Here is a 16026-nt window from a genome sequence, read left to right on the forward strand (position 1 = left end):
CGTGCCAGCGATCGAGGTTGTCGACCTGACCATGACGTACGGCGAGCTGCGGGCGGTCGACGGCGTCAGCCTGGAGGTCGGCGAGGGTGAGTTCGTCGGCATCCTCGGCCCCAACGGCGCCGGGAAGACGACGTTCCTGGAGATCGTCGAGGGCCTGCGCCGTCCCGACTCCGGCACCGCGACGGTGCTCGGCCTGCCGGTCTGGCCCCGCAACCAGGAGCTGCTGCCGCGTATCGGCGTCCAGCTCCAGGCCTCGGCGTTCTTCGAACGGCTCACCGCCCGCGAGCAGATCCACACCTTCGCGGCGCTGTACGGCGTACCCCTGCGGGCCGCGGACGAGTGGCTGGAGCGGGTCGGTCTGGTCGAGAAGGCTGACACCCGGGTCGAGGACCTCTCGGGCGGGCAGGCCCAGCGCCTCTCGATCGCGTGCGCGCTGGTGCACGACCCCGACGTGGTGTTCCTCGACGAACCCACGGCCGCGCTGGACCCGCAGGCCCGGCGCAACCTGTGGGATCTGCTGTCGGGCCTCAACGACTCCGGCCGCACGGTCGTCCTGACCACGCACTACATGGACGAGGCCGAGGTGCTGTGCGACCGGGTGGCGATCATGGACGCCGGTCGGATCCTGCAGTTCGACAGCCCGGACGCGCTGATCCGCGGCCTCGACGCACCGACCCGGATCCTGCTCGCGGACGGGGAGGTGGTCACGACCCGCGACCCGGCCGCGGAGATCGCCCGGCTCGCGGACGAGCACCGCCTCGACGGCGTACGCGTGCAGACCGGCACGCTCGAGGACGTCTTCCTCGACCTGACCGGGCGGGAGTACCGCGCATGAGCGCCACGATGATGCGCTCGCCGTTCCTCGCGCTGTCCCTGGCGATCGTGCGCGGCTTCGTCCGTGACAAGGCGTCGGTGTTCTTCGCGCTGATCTTCCCGCTGATGTTCCTGGTGCTCTTCGGCGGGCTGTTCGCCGACCAGACCCAGTCGAAGGTCGAGATGGTCCAGGTCGGCACCGTCGCGCTGCTCGACGAGATGCCCGAGGGCGCTCGGGCCGCCTTCGACGAGACGTTCGAGGTCGAGCGCTCCGACGACCTGGACGCCGCGATCGCGAAGGTCCGCAAGGGCGACGCGGACGTGGCGATCGAGATGACCGGCGACACGGTCGTCGCCCACTACACCCAGACCGACCAGGTGAAGGCGGCCGTCACCCAGGGCGCGCTGCAGGCCTTCGTCGACGGCACGAACGTCGCGCTGTCCGGCCAGCCGCCGCGCTTCGCGCTGGAGACCGAGCGGGTCGAGGACGACTCGCTGTCGACGATCCAGTTCGTGACGCCGGGCCTGCTGGGCTGGGCCGTCGCGATGAGCGCGGCCTTCGGTGCCGCGGCCACGCTGCAGGGCTGGCGGCAGTCCAAGCTGCTGCGCCGACTCCAGCTCGCCCCGGTCTCGACCCGCACGGTCGTGGGGGCGCGGGTCACCGTGACGCTGGTGATCGCGCTGGTGCAGATGGCGATCTTCATCGGCCTCGGTGCGGCGGCGTTCGGGCTCACCCTGACCGGGTCGTGGTGGATGTCGATCCCGCTGCTGGTCGTCGGCACCCTCTGCTTCATGGCGCTCGGGCTGCTGGCCGGTGCGGTCACCCGGACCACCGAAGGCGCGGTGAACGCCGCGAACTTCATCGTGCTCCCGATGGCCTTCCTGAGCGGGTCGTTCTTCCCGCTGGACGCCGCCCCGGGCTGGCTGCAGGGCATCTCGAACGCGCTGCCGCTCAAGCACCTCAACGAGGGCATGCTCGACGTGATGGTCCGTGGCGAGGGGCCGTCGGCCGCGCTGGTGCCGCTCGCGATCCTGGCTGCGTTCGCGGTCGTGGTGACCCTGGTGGCCGCCCGGCTGTTCCGCTGGGAGACCAGCTGAGGGACGCCCGCGCCCCGGCCGCTCAGGCCAGCATCGTCACCGCCGCGGTCACCCCGGCGATCACGATGAGCACCCGGAACAGCGTGGGTGGGATCCGGCGGCCGACGCGGGCCCCGACGTACCCGCCGACGACGGAGCCGGCGGCGAGTAGGCCGGCGGCGGCCCAGTCGACCTCGGCCACGACCACGAAGATCAGCGCGGCGACCACGTTGCCGGCGAGGATCGCCAGGGTCTTCAGGCCGTTGACGATCCGCAGCTCCAGGTCGGTGCCGAAGCCCAGGACGGCCACCATCATCACGCCGGAGCCGGCGCCGAAGTAGCCGCCGTACACGCCGACGAGGCCGGCGAAGAACGTCGTCACCGGCGTCAGGTGATGGCGAGGGGCACGCGGTTCCTTCCCCCGGCGCAGCATGCGGGTGGTCGTCGGCTGGGCGCCGACGAGCAGGCAGGTGAACAGGATGAGGTACGGCACGACCGCCTCGAAGACGTCCGGCGGCAGGCCGAGCAGGAGGACGGCGCCCAGCACCGAGCCGACCATGCCGGTGCCGAGCACGATCAGCGTCACGACCGGGTGCTCGCGCAGCTCGGCGCGGTAGCCGAACGAGCCGCTGATCCCGGCCGGTGTCATGCCGATGGTGTTGGAGACGTTCGCGACCACGGGCGGCAGACCGACCGCCACCAGCACCGGGAAGCTCAGCAGCGAGGCCACCCCGACGGTCGAGGTGAGCACGCCGGCGCCGAGTCCGGCAGCAAGGACGGCGAGCTGCTCCCAGCCCGTCACGGGGCCTCGGTGGCGGACTCGCGGAGCACGGCGACGTCGCTGACCATCTCGACGTGGGCGTGCATCGCGGTGGCCGCCGCCTCGGGGTCGCCGGCGCGGATCGCCTCGGCGATGGCCCGGTGACCGGCGAGCGAGTTCTGCGGTCGTCCCGGCTGGGAGAGGGACTCGATCCGGGTCTCCTTGATCAGGTCGCCGATCTCGTCCATCAGGCGCGCGAGCAGCAGCGAGTGGGCGGCGGCGGTGACGGCGCCGTGGAAGCGCTCGTCGCCCTCGACGCCGCGACCGCCCGCGTCGATGTCGGCGGCCATCGCCGCGAGCGCGTCGTCGATGCGCGCCATGTCCTCGTCGGTACGCCGGACCGCGGCGAGCCCGGCGATCTTGGTCTCCAGCGCGTCGCGGGTCTCGATCACCTCGGGCAGCCGGTCGGCGTGCGCGCGGATCGCCTCGACGATCCGCTGCTGGCCGTGCGAGGCCTCGGTGAGCACGGTGCCGTCGCCGTGCCGGACCACCACCACCCCGATCACCTCGAGTGCGACCAGCGCCTGGCTGAGCGTGGCGCGGCTGACGCCGAGCCGGGTCGCGAGCTCGCGCTCGGGCGGCAGCCGGTCCCCGGCACGCAGTCCGTTGGCCTCGATCCAGGCGGTGATCTGGCCCGCGACCTGCTCGTACAGGCGGGTGCGCAGCAGCCGTTGGGGGAACTCGGTCATGAAACGCATCCTATTGACAGGTGGCTCGTTGGGCTATTGGCTAGGCCACTGAGCCATCGGCGTGATCGGGGTCACTCGGGTCCGGAGCGCGATGGTGCGGGAAGGAAGTCATGGGACCGGAATGGGTGGCGATCATCGCGTTGGTCGCCCTCTTCGTGATCGGCACGGTGCTGCCGATCAACATGGGCGCGCTGGCCTTCGTGGCCGCGTGGCTGGTCGGGATGTACTCCCTCGACCTGGACGAGAAGGAGATCATCTCCGGGATCAGCGGCGACCTGATCCTCACGATCGTCGGTGTCACCTACCTGTTCGCGATCGCGCGCAACAACGGCACCGTCGACCTGATCGTGCGGACGGCGGTCAAGGGCGTCGGGGGTCGCGTCGCGCTGATCCCCTGGGTGATGTTCGCGGTGACCGCCGTGCTCACCGGCGTGGGAGCGGTGAGCCCGGCGGCCTGCGCGATCATCGGGCCGATCGCGCTCGGCTTCGCCGGTCGGTACGGCATCAGCCCGCTGATGATGGGCATGTTCGTCGTCCACGGCGCTCAGGGCGGCGGCTTCTCGCCGATCAGCATCTACGGCTCGCTGACCAACTCGGTGATGAGCGACGCCGGGCTGCCGAACAGCGAGGTGACCATCTTCCTCGCCAGCCTCATCGTCAACCTGGTGATGGCCGCAATCCTCTTCGTGCTGCTCGGCGGCCGTCGCCTGATGGGCATGCGGGTCGACCCCGACGACCCGGACACCCTCGACGAGGACCTGCACCGCGGGGGAGCGGTGGTCCCCGCGCGCGGGACCGGCGCCTCGGCCCCGACCGGCACGCGGGCGCTCGGCGTACGGCGGGACCAGATCCTGACCCTGGCCGCGTTCGTCGGGGTGGCCGGCGTCGCGCTCGCCTTCGACAAGAACATCGGCTTCGTCTCGATCACCGCCGCGGTGGCACTGGCGATGCTCTCGCCGAACGAGCACAAGGACGCCGTCAAGCAGATCGCCTGGCCGACCGTGCTGCTGGTCGCGGGGATCAGCACCTACGCGACCATCCTGGAGCTCGCGGGCTCGCCGGAGTTCGTCGGCAACTGGGCGGCCGGCCTCGGCGTCGCCGCGCTCGGTGCGCTGGTGCTCTGCTACGTCGGCGGCGTGGTCTCGGCGTTCGCCTCCTCGACGGCCCTGCTGCCGGTGATCATCCCGATCGGGCTGCCGCTGATCGCGGAGGGCGGCATCAGTGCGGGGCTCTTCGTCGCCGCGCTCGCGGTGTCGTCCACCATCGTGGACGTGAGCCCGTTCTCGACCAACGGTGCCCTGATGCTGGCCAACAAGCCGGACTCCATCAGCGAGCCGGTGTACTACAAGCAGATCCTGACCTACAGCGTGATCGTCGTCCTCGTCGGTCCGCTCCTCGTATGGGCAGCCCTCGTGCTGCCGGGATGGTGATACCTGTGACCGGACCCCTCAGCGACGTTCTCGTCGTCGACCTCTCCCGCGCGCTCGCGGGGCCGCACGCCACGATGATGCTGGGCGACCTCGGCGCCCGCGTGATCAAGGTGGAGGCCCCCGGCGCGGGCGACGACACCCGCGGCTGGGGACCGCCGTTCGTGGGACCCGACGACGAGCGGATCTCGACGTACTTCCTCTCGGCGAACCGCAACAAGGAGTCGATCACCCTCGACCTGAAGGACGAGCACGACCGCGACCTGCTGCTCCGGCTCGTCGACCGCGCCGACGTGCTGGTGGAGAACTTCCGCACCGGCGTGCTGGAGCGCCTCGGCCTCGGCATCGCCGACCTGCAGGCACGCAACCCGCGGCTGGTCGTCCTCTCGATCACCGGCTTCGGCCACGACGGCCCCGAGGGCGGTCGCGCCGGCTACGACCAGATCGCCCAGGGCGAGGCCGGGCTGATGTCGCTCACCGGCTCCGGACCCGACGACCCGCAGCGGGTGGGTACGCCGATCGCCGACCTGCTCTCCGGCATGTACGGCGCGTACGGCGTCCTCGCGGCGCTGCACGAGCGGCAGACCACCGGCGTCGGGACGGTCGTGCGGACCTCGCTGCTCGCCGCCGTCGTCGGCGTGCACGCGTTTCAGGGCACCCGTTGGACGGTCGCCGGCGAGGTCGGCCGGGCGCAGGGCAACCACCACCCGTCGATCGCGCCGTACGGCCTGTTCCACTGCCGCGACGGCTTCGTGCAGATCGCCGTCGGCAGCGAGGGGCTGTGGAAGCGGCTGTGCGACGGGTTCGGGCTCGACCCGGCCGCGCCGGGCCTGGCCACCAACCCCGAGCGGGTCGCCGCGCGGCAGCGGGTGATCGAGGTGCTCGAGGGCGTCTTCGCCGACTGGGACGCCGAGCCGCTGCTGGCCAAGCTCGCCGAGCTCGGCGTACCGGCCGGCAAGGTGCGCACCCTGGACGAGGTCTACGCCTGGGACCAGACCGCCAGCCAGGGGCTGCTGCTCGACGTCGAGCACCCCACGCTCGGCACGGTGACGCTGCCCGGCGGGCCGTTGCGGTTCTTCGCCCCCGACGGCACGGAGACCACGCGCCGCGACCACGTCGCGCCGCCCCTGCTCGACCAGCACGGCGGATCCGTGCGCGAGTGGCTGGAGAGGGAGTGAGCCCGCAGCGACGCTGGGGTGCCCACGACCTGCTGGACCTGGTCCTCGACCCGGACTCGTTCGAGTCCTGGGACGAGCCCGTCGACGTCTCGCACCATCCCGAGTCCTACCGGCAGGCGCTCGCCGCCGCGGCCGAGAAGTCCGGCACCGACGAGTCCGTGCTGACCGGTCGCGGGCGGGTGCGGGGCCGTCCCGTGGCCGTGGTCGCCAACGAGTTCCGCTTCCTCGCCGGCTCCATCGGAGTCGCGTCGGCGCGCCGGATCGCGGCCGCCGTACGCCGCGCGACCGCGGAGGGTCTCCCGGTGCTCGCGACGACCGCCTCGGGCGGCACCCGGATGCAGGAGGGCACCGTCGCGTTCGTCGAGATGGTCGAGATCTCGCGCGCGCTCATGGACCACCGCGCGGCCGGTCTGCCGTACCTCGTCCACCTGCGGCACCCCACGACCGGCGGTGTGTACGCCTCGTGGGGGTCGCTCGGCCACGTCACGGTCGCCGAGCCCGAGGCGCTGGTCGGCTTCCTGGGTCCCAAGGTCTTCGAGGCGCTCCACGGGCGGCCGTTCCCGCCGCGGGTGCAGACCGCGGAGAACCTTGCGGCGAAGGGGGTCATCGACGGTGTCGTCACCGCCGAGGAGATCCCGGCGCTGGTCGACGCCGCCCTCGCCGTACTCGTGGATCCGCCGTCGGACCCGACGTTGGAGCGTCGTACGCCCCGGGAGCCGCGCGACCTGCCCGCCTGGGACTCGATCCAGCAGACCCGGAAGGTGGGGCGGGCCGGCGTACGCGACCTGCTGAGGTACGGCGCGGCCGGCACCCTGCAGCTGCGCGGCACCGACGAGGGCGAGCGGGACTCGACCGTGGTGGTCGCGCTGACCCGGATCGACGGGCAGCCCTGCGTGCTGGTCGGGCAGGACCGCAGCCGCCAGGTGCCGGGCCACGAGATGGGGCCGGCTGCGCTGCGCGAGGCGCGCCGCGGGATGCGGCTGGCCGACGAGCTCGGCCTGCCGCTGGTGACCGTCATCGACACCCCCGGCGCGGAGCTGTCGCAGCGCGCCGAGGAGGGCGCGATCGCCGGCGAGATCGCCCGCTGCATCGCGACCATGACCACGCTGCGGGTCCCGTCGGTCTCGGTGATCCTGGGCCAGGGCTGCGGCGGCGGCGCGCTCGCCCTCCTCCCGGCCGCGACGGTCGTCGCCGCCGAGCACGGCTGGCTCTCGCCCCTCCCGCCCGAGGGCGCGAGTGTGATCGTGCACGGCGACGTCGAGCACGCCGCCGAGATGGCCGCCGCCCAGCACGTCCGCGCCCGCGACCTGCTCGCCGCCGGCACGGTGCACCACGTCGTACCCGAGGTCGACGACGAGTCCGCCGAGTCCCTCGCCCGGGCGGTGGCTGCGGAGATCGGGCATCAACTGAGGGCGGCGGGGTAGTCCGTCACACCAGGGGGAGTAAGAGTTGTCTTAGGGCGCACCCTGTGACGGACTACCCCGACGCTCGCCCCGCCAGCGCAGGTACAGCACCGTCGCGACGCAGACGACCATCGGCCCGAGGGCGAGCACGAGGACGGCGAAGCCCTCGACCCCGTGCAGGGCGCCCAGGTGGAGCGGGGTCATCTCAGACCTCCGCAGGGGTACGACGATCGGTGGCGACGCCCGCCTCGGGCGCGCGGGCGTAGCGACTCACGCCCCAGCCGAGGCCGATGACCAGCACCAGGCTGCACAGCAGCACCACCAGGCCGGCGACCGTCCACAGCCAGCCGGGTACGTCGTCCTTCAGCTCGCGCTGCAGGATCAGCTTCTCCTCGCCGAACTCGCGCACCGACCCGTCGGCGACGGGCACCTCGGGCTCGCCCAGGGCGGTGTCCTCGGGCAGGTAGATGGGCATCGCGCGCAGCGACCGGCCGTCGTGGACGCGCACCATGGTCTTCCAGGTGCCGTCGACGGGGATCGGCTCGGTCGTCCGCCACAGGGTGGGGGAGACCTCCTCCAGCGGCTGGACGTGCAGCCCCGCGGAGTCGCGGCCGCCCTGCCAGGCGGTCACCGTCAGCCAGGCCTCCTCGCCGTCGACCGGCGGCTCGTTGAAGCGGAACTCCGCCTGCACCTCGCGCCCGTCGGGACCGTCCTGGTCGGCGACGATCGTCGTCTCGGCCTCCAGCCCGGAGGGGGCGAGGGCCAGGACGCCGTTGGTCACGGCCCCGGCGAGCACCAGGAGGGCGGCGCCGAAGACCAGCCGCGGGCGCCGTACGACGACGGGCAGCTCGCGCCGCAGCCCGAGCACCAGCAGGCCGGCCAGGACGCCGCCGGCCACGCCGCCGAGGGTCGCGAGCAGCACGCCCTCGACGAGGATGTCGGTGGTCCAGGAGAGCGTGAACGCGACCTGTGTCCAGGTGTACTCGGCGGCGAAGCCGACCGTGCCGATCAGGGTGCCGGCGACCGCGCCGACGACCAGCGGCCGGTGCTTCCACCGGGCCGCGACCGCCTCCACGATCAGGGCCTCGGCGAGGTACAGCGGTACGGCGGCCCACAGCTCGCCGAGCACCGGCCCGACCACGACGCTGACGCCGCCCCGGATCAGCAGGTAGAACACCACGGCCCCGACGGCGGCCCCGCGCCCGACCCACAGCCGGGCGACCACCAGGCTGAAGGCGGCGGCCGCCGCGATCATCAGCGGCTGCAGGACGAGCCGGAACTGCTCGACGCCGAAGTCGTACTCCGCCTGGAAGACGCTCATCCCGATCAGCAGGCCGCCGGTCAGCGAGCACCCGAGGACGTACGACGCCCGCCCCCCGCCGCTCGGGACCCGGCGACCGGCGCGACCCTCTTCCAGCAGCACGGCCATCGCGACCAGCGAGAGACCGGCGCCGCCGATGAGCATCAGGTGGGTCGGGCCCCACAGGGTGACGTCCTGCCCGAAGATCCGGTGCCAGACGTCGTCGAGCGGGAAGCCCAGCAGCGCGTAGCTGCCGGCGCCGGTCAGCAGCACCCCACCGGCAGGCGCTCGCCACCCCGGGGCGAGCTGGACGCCGGACGGACCGACATCGTCGGCGCGGGGGAGGGCGCACGCGAGCACGCCGGCGGCCGAGATCCCGAACAGGCCGAACAGGATCGGGTAGTGCGCCGGGTTGGCGAGCGGCCCCTCGTCGCGCCCGACGCCGATGTGCAGCGAGATGTCCCAGTACATGCCGAACAGGGCGGTCACCAGCGAGACCATCGCGACCATCAGCGGCAGGCTCGCCCAGCCGGCGATGCCGCCGAAGATCCGGGATCCGTCCATCCGCTGCAGCAGGCGGTCCAGTGCGGGCAGCCGGTCGGTGCGGTAGGCCAGGACGACCGCGAGCAGGGCGAGGGTCAGGGCCAGCGCGAGGCCGGAGGCGATCGCGACCTGGTCCAGCGAGGCGGCCCCGGCGGGGCGGTCCTCGACGACGGCGGGCAGCATCCGAGTTGCTTGCATCTCTTTATGTAACATCGAATGATGTAACAATGTCCAGAGGTACGATCACGGTCGTGGCGGCGGAGGTCTCGGGGGAGTCGGAGGAGTTCGTCGTCGAGGAGCTCTCCCGGCGCACGAACGTCTCGGTCCGCTCGCTGCGCTCGTACCAGTCGCGCCGGCTGCTGCCGCCGCCCGAGGTGCGCGGCCGCACCGGCTACTACGGCCCCGAGCACGTCGCCCGGGTCCGGCTGATCCAGGACCTGCGCGCCGCGGGGCTCAAGCTCGACGGCATCGCCCGGATGCTCGACGACGACGTCAGCGCCGATGACCAGCTCCTCGCCTTCACCCAGCAGGCGCGGGGGATGTTCGGCGACGCCCAGGCCGGGACGACGACGGTCGAGGACCTGGTGTCGCGATTCCGGATCCGCGAGGACGAGGCGCCCGAGGTGCTGGCCGCCGCCGTACGGCTCGGCCTGCTGCGTGAGGGTGCGGACGGGCAGATCGAGGAGCTCGCGCCCCGGCTGCTGGCCGCCGGGGAGGCGGCGATGGCGTCGCTCGGCCTGAGCGTCGGCGAGGCGCTCGACCTGCTCGCCCGGCTGCGTCGGCACGCCGACGGGGTCGCGCGGATCTACGTCGAGCTCTTCCTGGAGCGGGTGTGGGAGCCGTTCGTGGCCGCCGGCCGGCCGGCGGCGCAGTGGCCCCACGTCCAGCGCTCGCTCGACGCGCTCCGCCAGCTGGCCACCGAGGCGCTGGACGCGACCTTCGAGCTCGCGATGTCGCGCCGCGTCGATCAGACGCTCAGCCGGCTGCTCCCCGAGGCCGACTCGTAGCGCCAGCGGGCGTATCGAGACCCGCTCAGCTCGCCTTCTTGGCAGCCGCCTTCCTGGTGCTCTTCTTCGCCGCGGCCTTCTTGGCCGGCGTCTTCTTGGCGGCGGCCTTCTTCGCCGGCGCCTTCTTGGTGGTCTTCTTCGCCGGCTTCTCGTCGTCGGTCGACTCCCCGCGCGAGCTCTTGGCGGCGTCGACGGAGCGCTGCAGGGCGGCGAGCAGGTCGACGACCTCGCCGGAGGACTTCGTGGAGGTGGGGGTCCGTTGGACGTCGCCGCCCTCGACCTTGGCCTTGACCAGCGCCTGGACGGCGCCGGCGTAGTCGTCCTCGAACTCGGCGGGGTCGAAGTCGCCGGCGAGGGTCTCGACGAGCATGTTCGCCATCTTGACCTCGGCGGCCTTGACCTCGCCGGTGTCGACGGAGAAGTCGGGGGTGCGGATCTCGTCGGGCCACATCATCGTCTGCAGCACGATCACGTCGTCCTTGACCCGGAGTACGGCGATCGAGGTGCGGTTGCGGATCGCGACGGTCACGACCGCCATCCGGTCGGCGTCGAGCAGCGCCTGGCGGAGCAGGGCGTACGGCTTCGCGCCGGTCTTCTCGGGCTCCAGGTAGTAGGACTTCTCCAGGAGCATCGGGTCGATCTGGTCGCTGGGCACGAACTTCTCAACCGCGATCTCGCGCGAGGACGTCGACGGGAGCTCGGCGAGGTCGTCGTCGGAGAGGATCACCATCTCCCCGTCCTCGGTCTCGTAGCCCTTGGCGATGTCGGCGTACGGCACCTCCTCGCCGTCGATCGAGCAGATCCGCTGGTACTTGATCCGCCCGCCGTCCTTGGCGTGCACCTGCCGGAACGACACGTCGTGGGACTCGGTCGCGGCATAGAGCTTCACGGGCACGCTCACCAGCCCGAAGGAGACGGCACCCTTCCAGATCGCTCGCATAGTGATCAGTATGACCCGCGGGCGCGACGCCATTCATCGAACGCTTCGCGCGAGGTCCGCGTCGGCGTGTAGCCGAAGACCTCCTTGAGCCGGTCGTTGGCGAGTACCGGGCGGTACTGCAGGAACCTCGTCTGCTCCGGCCCGTACGGCGTGAGCCGCAGCCGGGACCCGATCGCGAGTGCCGCCCGCAGCACGGGCTCGGGGATCGTGAGCACCGGCTTGCCCAGCAGCCCGGCGATCTCGGTGATCGTCAGCGCCCCGTCGCCCGCCACGTTGAAGATGCCCGTCACCGGGCCGATGACGGCCTGCTGGATGATCGCGACGACGTCGGTGTCCCAGATGAACACGAACGGCGACTCGGAGCCCCGGATCCGCAGCAGTCGGGGTCGCTCGAACAGTGCGGTGATCTGGTTGTCGACCGAGCTGCCGAGGATGGTGCCGATCCGCAGCACCACCTGCTCCAGCGATCCGTAGGAGCCGAGCATCTCCTCGACCAGCCGCTTGTGGTGGCTGTAGGCGAACTCCTCGTTGCCCCGCACGGGCTGGTCCTCGGTGATCCACGCGGGGTTGTCGGCGTGGTAGCCGTACGCCGCCCCGCTGGACGACACCACCACGCGGCGGACTCCGTGCTCGACGCAGGCGTCGAGCACGTGGCGGGTGCCGGTCACGTCGACGGCGTACTCCAGCTCCCTCGTCGAGTCGGGTCCCGGCGTCACGATCGAGGCGAGGTGGACGACGACCTCCGGGCGCACCGACCCGATCACGTCGCGTACGGCGTCGCGCGACGTCACGTCCATGACGACCGCCGGCGCGCGCAGGTCCGCGCTGACGACGTCGTGGCCTGCGGCGGTGAGACCGCGGACGACCGAGGAGCCGAGGAACCCGCTGCCCCCGGTGACCAGGACCCGGGTCATGCCGCCGCCCTCACCGGGACGTCGACCGCCGAGCCGCGCAGCCGCCGCCACGTGATCGCCACCGCGAGGCCCGCGATGATGTCCCAGATGCCCCACCAGGCGGCGACCAGGGCCATCCCGCCGAGGCCGTCGAAGTAGCTGAACACCAGCAGCAGCCCGAGCCCGGCGTTGCGGATCCCGACCTCGAAGGTCATCGCTCGGGTGCTGGCGTCGGGCAGCCGGGTCGCCCGGCCGATGCCGTACCCGAGGGCCAGCGACAGGGCGTCGTGGAGGAAGACGGCGACCAGGACGATGCCGATGTAGTCGACGAAGATGTCCCAGTTGCGGGCCACCCCGACGACGATGATGGCGGCGAGGCCGACGTACGACACCGGCCCGACGATGCGGTGGGCCACCGCCGCGACCCGCGGCCAGAGGCGAGCGATGGTGATGCCGGCCGCGAACGGCACGCCGATGACCAGGGCGATCTCGAGGAGCATGTCGACGGCACTCAGGTCGATGTCCTCGAGCAGCGCGTCGCCGGTGGGGTGCAGGCCGCCCCAGAACGCCATGTTCAGCGGCATCAGGAAGATCGCGAGCACGTTGCTGACCGCGGTCATCGATACCGACAGCGCGACGTCGCCGCCCGCGCGGTGGGTGAGGATGTTGGAGACGTTCCCGGGCGGGCAGCAGGCCACCAGGATCAGCCCGAGCGCGACCGACCCGCGCAGGTCGAGCACCAGGGTCAGCACGAACGTGATGGCCGGCAGCAGCACGAACTGCGCCACCACCCCGATGGCGATGGCGCCGGGGCGCTTGAGCGCGGCGCTGAAGGACTCCAGCTTGGTGTCCAGCGCGATGCCGAACAGGATCAGGCCGATGACGATCTTCAGGGTCGTCAGCGACGACTCCTCGAAGGCGATCCGGATGTTGTCGACGTCGGTCATGAGTCCTCGTTCCTCAGTGCCGAGATCTCGGTGCGCACCGCCGAGCGGTAGGCGTCCTTGTTGACGTAGTACGACATCCGCTCGAGCCCGAGGTAGCGGTAGCCGCCGGACAGATCGGGCCGCGGTCCGGCGACCCGGGCGTCGAACGCCGCCGCGGCCGCCGGATCGTCCCGACGCGCCCGGAGGTACGACGCCACCAGCTCGGCCTGCTCGTAGCGGCCCTGCCAGCCGATCCCGGACGCCTCGATCATGCCGAGCACGAACAGGTCCCGGTGGGCCTGCGTGAAGATGTTGAGGTAGAGGTCCGGCGCCGAGCCCCGGCCCCGCCAGCGCAGCAGCGCCGGGTCCACGAACGGGTAGTGCAGGTGGTAGCCGGTGGCCAGCACCACGACGTCGTACGCCGACCGCGAGCCGTCACGGAACGCCACCCCGTCCCCGTCGAGCCGCTCGACGTCGGGACGGACGGTGATGTCGCCGTGCCCGAGGTGGTGCAGCACCAGCGAGTTCACGATCGGGTGCGACTCGTAGATCCGGTGGTCGGGCTCGGGGAAGCCGAACCGGGTGGGGTCGCCGGTGAACATCCGCAGCACCCGCGAGTCGATCGCCTGCTTGACCCGGGGCGGCAGCGGCTTCTTCCGCTGGTTGAGCGTGTCGGCCGGACGGCCGAAGAGGTACTTCGGCACGAAGTGGTATCCGCGGCGTACCGACAGGTCGACGGACGCGGCGTGGTGGACCGCGTCGACCGCGATGTCGCAGCCCGAGTTGCCGGCGCCGACGATCAGCACCCGCTTGCCCGCGAAGACGGTCGCGGACTTGTAGACGCTGGTGTGGAGGAGCTCGCCGTCGAAGGAGCCCGCGAAGGTGGGGACGTTCGGCTCGCTCAGCGTGCCGTTGGCGACCAGCACGCCCGCGTGCCGGGCGTCGTGGCTGCCCGCCGCCGACCGCGACGTGACCGTGAAGCCGCCGTCGGGGTGCGGGACGACCGCCGTGACCTCGGAGCCGAACTCGAAGCCCGGCGTCAGGTCGTACGTCGTCGCGAAGTCGCGGAAGTAGTCGAGCAGCTCGCGGTGCGACGGGTAGTCGGCGACGCCCTCGCGCATCGGGAACTCCGTGAACTGCGTCGTGGTCCGCGACGAGATCAGGTGCGCCGAGTCGTAGACGGTGCTCCGTGGGGCGGAGGCGTCCCACAGGCCCCCGACGCCGGCGCCCAGCTCGTAGCCCGCCCAGGGCAGCCCGGCCCGCTGCAGGTTGCGCGCCGCGGCCAGGCCGGACGGGCCCGCGCCGATGACGGCGTACGTCATGTCGGGGTCGCCCGGATCATTGTCGACCGCTCCGGTGGAGTTCACCGAGGCATGATGTCCGCATGCGCCCCATGCTCGCCACCCCGGGCCGTCACGTGCCGACCGGCGAGGACTGGTCGCACGAGGTGAAGTGGGACGGCGTGCGCGCCCTCACCGAGGTCCGCGACGGCGTGCTGCGGATGACCAGCCGCAACGAGAACGTCATCACCACCGCCTGGCCGGACCTCGCCACCAGCCCCTTCGGAGAGAGGGACCTGCTGGTCGACGGCGAGATCATCGCGCTCAACGAGCGCGGGCTCCCGGACTTCCGGACCCTGCAGGACCGGATGCACGTGCGGAACCACGCCACCGCAGCCCGGCTTGCCGAGGCGGTGCCGGCGACGTACATGGTCTTCGACCTGCTGCGCCTCGACGGCGCGGACCTCACCGGTCTCCCGCTGGAGGAGCGGCGTGCCCGGCTCCTCGACCTCGGCCTGACCGGCTGGCAGGTCCCGGTGGCGTACGACGACGGCGCGATGCTGTTCGACGCCACCCTGGCCCAGGACCTCGAGGGCGTGGTCAGCAAGCGCCGGACCTCGCGCTACCGGCCGGGGGAGCGGACGCCGCACTGGCAGAAGCTCGCCCACCGGCACCGGCTGTCGTACGTCGTCGGCGGCTGGCGCCCCCAGGAGGGCACGACCGACCGGCTGGCCGCCCTGCTGGTGGGGGAGCCGACCCCCGACGGGCTGGCCTACCGCGGCCGGGTCGGCAGCGGCATCGGGCCGAAGCAGGGCCGGGCGCTGGCCGAGCTGGTCGCCGGACTCGCGCGGTCCGCGAGCCCCTTCGACGACGAGGTCCCGGCGGTGGACGCCCGGGGCACGCACTGGCTGGAGCCCGTGCTGGTCGTGGACATCGACACCCACGGACGTGGGTACTCCCGGCTGCGACAGCCCTCGTTCCAGGGTGTCCGCAGCGACCTGACCCCGGAGGACCTGTGAAGCGCCTGCTCCCGCTCCTGCTGCTCGCGGTGCTGCTGCCCGCGGCGCCCGCGCAGGCCGCAGCCGACCCGGCGGCGTCGTACCGCGCCTCGACGATCCGGCTCGACGGCGTCCCGGTGCGGCTCGGGCCGCGCACCCGCCAGGTGGTGACGGTCAACCGGTCGGCCGGCCACCACGCGCGGCTGGTCTTCTGGGTGCAGCGCCAGGGGCGCTGGGTGGAGCGCTTCCGGACCACCGACGCCCGGATCGGGTACGGCGGGCTGGTGGCGGGGACGAAGCGGAAGCAGGGCACCGGCACCACGCCGCTCGGCACCTACGACCTGCGCTCGGCGTTCGGCACCCACCGACGCGACGACGCCTGGGCGCTGCCGTACCGGAAGATCCGGAAGGGCGACTTCTGGGTGCAGGACAACGGCTCCGACTTCTACAACCGGCTCCGCAACCAGCGGCAGGGTGGCTTCCGCTGGTGGCTGCCGACCAGCGACCCGAACTCCTCCGAGCGGCTGACCGACTACGGCCGCCAGTACGAGTACTCGATCGTCGTCGAGTACAACTGGCGCCAGGTCCGCAAGCGGGGATCGGGGATCTTCCTGCACGTCAACGGCCGCGGCGCCACCGCGGGCTGCGTCAGCGCGCCCCGCGCGGTGCTGCGCCGGCTGATGGCCCGCCTGGATCCCGACCGGGACCCCGTCATCGCGATCGGGCGCTGAG

General features: G+C 72.2%; 16 protein-coding genes. 8 read left to right on the forward strand and 8 right to left on the reverse strand.

Annotated elements, in window-relative coordinates:
- Position 1 precedes the first annotated feature (1 nt).
- Together VMF51_RS22040 and VMF51_RS22045 are read left to right on the forward strand one after the other, a co-directional pair.
- Positions 2–835: an ABC transporter ATP-binding protein gene (locus VMF51_RS22040; RefSeq protein WP_325476625.1), complete on the forward strand. Its 834-nt coding sequence runs from the start codon at positions 2–4 to the stop codon at positions 833–835.
- Entirely contained in the window at positions 832–1911 is a 1080-nt protein-coding gene (locus VMF51_RS22045) for an ABC transporter permease (RefSeq protein WP_325476626.1), read from the forward strand. The genes VMF51_RS22040 and VMF51_RS22045 overlap by 4 nt, the downstream gene beginning before the upstream one ends.
- A 22-nt stretch (positions 1912–1933) precedes the next feature.
- Here VMF51_RS22045 and VMF51_RS22050 read toward each other — a convergent pair whose 3' ends face one another.
- Together VMF51_RS22050 and VMF51_RS22055 are read right to left on the reverse strand one after the other, a co-directional pair.
- On the reverse strand, positions 1934–2692 hold the full coding sequence (locus VMF51_RS22050) for a sulfite exporter TauE/SafE family protein (protein ID WP_325476627.1): 759 nt from the start codon (positions 2690–2692) through the stop codon (positions 1934–1936).
- Positions 2689–3399: a FadR/GntR family transcriptional regulator gene (locus VMF51_RS22055; protein ID WP_325476628.1), complete on the reverse strand. Its 711-nt coding sequence runs from the start codon at positions 3397–3399 to the stop codon at positions 2689–2691. The genes VMF51_RS22050 and VMF51_RS22055 overlap by 4 nt, the downstream gene beginning before the upstream one ends.
- A 110-nt stretch (positions 3400–3509) precedes the next feature.
- Between VMF51_RS22055 and VMF51_RS22060 the strand changes: the two genes are divergently transcribed.
- From VMF51_RS22060 to VMF51_RS22070, 3 genes are read left to right on the forward strand one after another with little or no spacing between them, the layout of a single operon-like run.
- Positions 3510–4829: an SLC13 family permease gene (locus tag VMF51_RS22060; protein WP_325476629.1), complete on the forward strand. Its 1320-nt coding sequence runs from the start codon at positions 3510–3512 to the stop codon at positions 4827–4829.
- 5 nt (positions 4830–4834) lie between these two features.
- Complete coding sequence (locus tag VMF51_RS22065; RefSeq protein WP_325476630.1) at positions 4835–6004, forward strand: CoA transferase; 1170 nt, start codon at positions 4835–4837, stop codon at positions 6002–6004.
- On the forward strand, positions 6001–7428 hold the full coding sequence (locus VMF51_RS22070; RefSeq protein ID WP_325476631.1) for a carboxyl transferase domain-containing protein: 1428 nt from the start codon (positions 6001–6003) through the stop codon (positions 7426–7428). Before VMF51_RS22065 ends, VMF51_RS22070 begins: the two co-directional genes overlap by 4 nt.
- A gap of 30 nt (positions 7429–7458) precedes the next feature.
- On the opposite strand, the gene VMF51_RS22075 is transcribed toward VMF51_RS22070, so the two are convergent.
- Both VMF51_RS22075 and VMF51_RS22080 read right to left on the reverse strand, forming a co-directional pair.
- Positions 7459–7611 carry a hypothetical protein gene (locus VMF51_RS22075; RefSeq protein WP_325476632.1) on the reverse strand — a complete coding sequence of 51 codons (153 nt, stop codon included), beginning with the start codon at positions 7609–7611 and terminating at the stop codon, positions 7459–7461.
- A gap of 1 nt (position 7612) precedes the next feature.
- Positions 7613–9448, reverse strand: a complete 1836-nt coding sequence (locus tag VMF51_RS22080) for a hypothetical protein (protein WP_325476633.1) — start codon at positions 9446–9448, stop codon at positions 7613–7615.
- Positions 9449–9477: 29 nt separating this feature from the next.
- Here VMF51_RS22080 and VMF51_RS22085 point away from each other — a divergent pair, with 29 nt between their 5' ends.
- Positions 9478–10257: a MerR family transcriptional regulator gene (locus VMF51_RS22085; RefSeq protein ID WP_325476634.1), complete on the forward strand. Its 780-nt coding sequence runs from the start codon at positions 9478–9480 to the stop codon at positions 10255–10257.
- A 25-nt stretch (positions 10258–10282) separates the two neighbouring features.
- Here VMF51_RS22085 and VMF51_RS22090 read toward each other — a convergent pair whose 3' ends face one another.
- From VMF51_RS22090 to VMF51_RS22105, 4 genes are read right to left on the reverse strand one after another with little or no spacing between them, the layout of a single operon-like run.
- Positions 10283–11197 carry a Ku protein gene (locus VMF51_RS22090; protein ID WP_325476635.1) on the reverse strand — a complete coding sequence of 305 codons (915 nt, stop codon included), beginning with the start codon at positions 11195–11197 and terminating at the stop codon, positions 10283–10285.
- Positions 11198–11202: 5 nt separating this feature from the next.
- Positions 11203–12111 carry an SDR family oxidoreductase gene (locus VMF51_RS22095; protein WP_325476636.1) on the reverse strand — a complete coding sequence of 303 codons (909 nt, stop codon included), beginning with the start codon at positions 12109–12111 and terminating at the stop codon, positions 11203–11205.
- Entirely contained in the window at positions 12108–13037 is a 930-nt protein-coding gene (locus tag VMF51_RS22100; RefSeq protein ID WP_325476637.1) for a bile acid:sodium symporter family protein, read from the reverse strand. Before VMF51_RS22100 ends, VMF51_RS22095 begins: the two co-directional genes overlap by 4 nt.
- Positions 13034–14383: an NAD(P)/FAD-dependent oxidoreductase gene (locus VMF51_RS22105; protein WP_325476638.1), complete on the reverse strand. Its 1350-nt coding sequence runs from the start codon at positions 14381–14383 to the stop codon at positions 13034–13036. The genes VMF51_RS22100 and VMF51_RS22105 overlap by 4 nt, the downstream gene beginning before the upstream one ends.
- Before the next feature lie 17 nt (positions 14384–14400).
- Here VMF51_RS22105 and ligD point away from each other — a divergent pair, with 17 nt between their 5' ends.
- Together ligD and VMF51_RS22115 are read left to right on the forward strand one after the other, a co-directional pair.
- Positions 14401–15315 (forward strand): non-homologous end-joining DNA ligase, encoded by a 915-nt coding sequence (gene ligD / locus VMF51_RS22110; protein ID WP_325476639.1) that lies wholly within the window; start codon positions 14401–14403, stop codon positions 15313–15315.
- Entirely contained in the window at positions 15312–16025 is a 714-nt protein-coding gene (locus tag VMF51_RS22115) for a L,D-transpeptidase family protein (RefSeq protein WP_325476640.1), read from the forward strand. Before ligD ends, VMF51_RS22115 begins: the two co-directional genes overlap by 4 nt.
- The last annotated feature ends 1 nt before the right edge of the window (position 16026 follow it).

Source organism: Nocardioides sp. (assembly GCF_035503875.1).
Lineage (GTDB): Bacteria > Actinomycetota > Actinomycetes > Propionibacteriales > Nocardioidaceae > Nocardioides.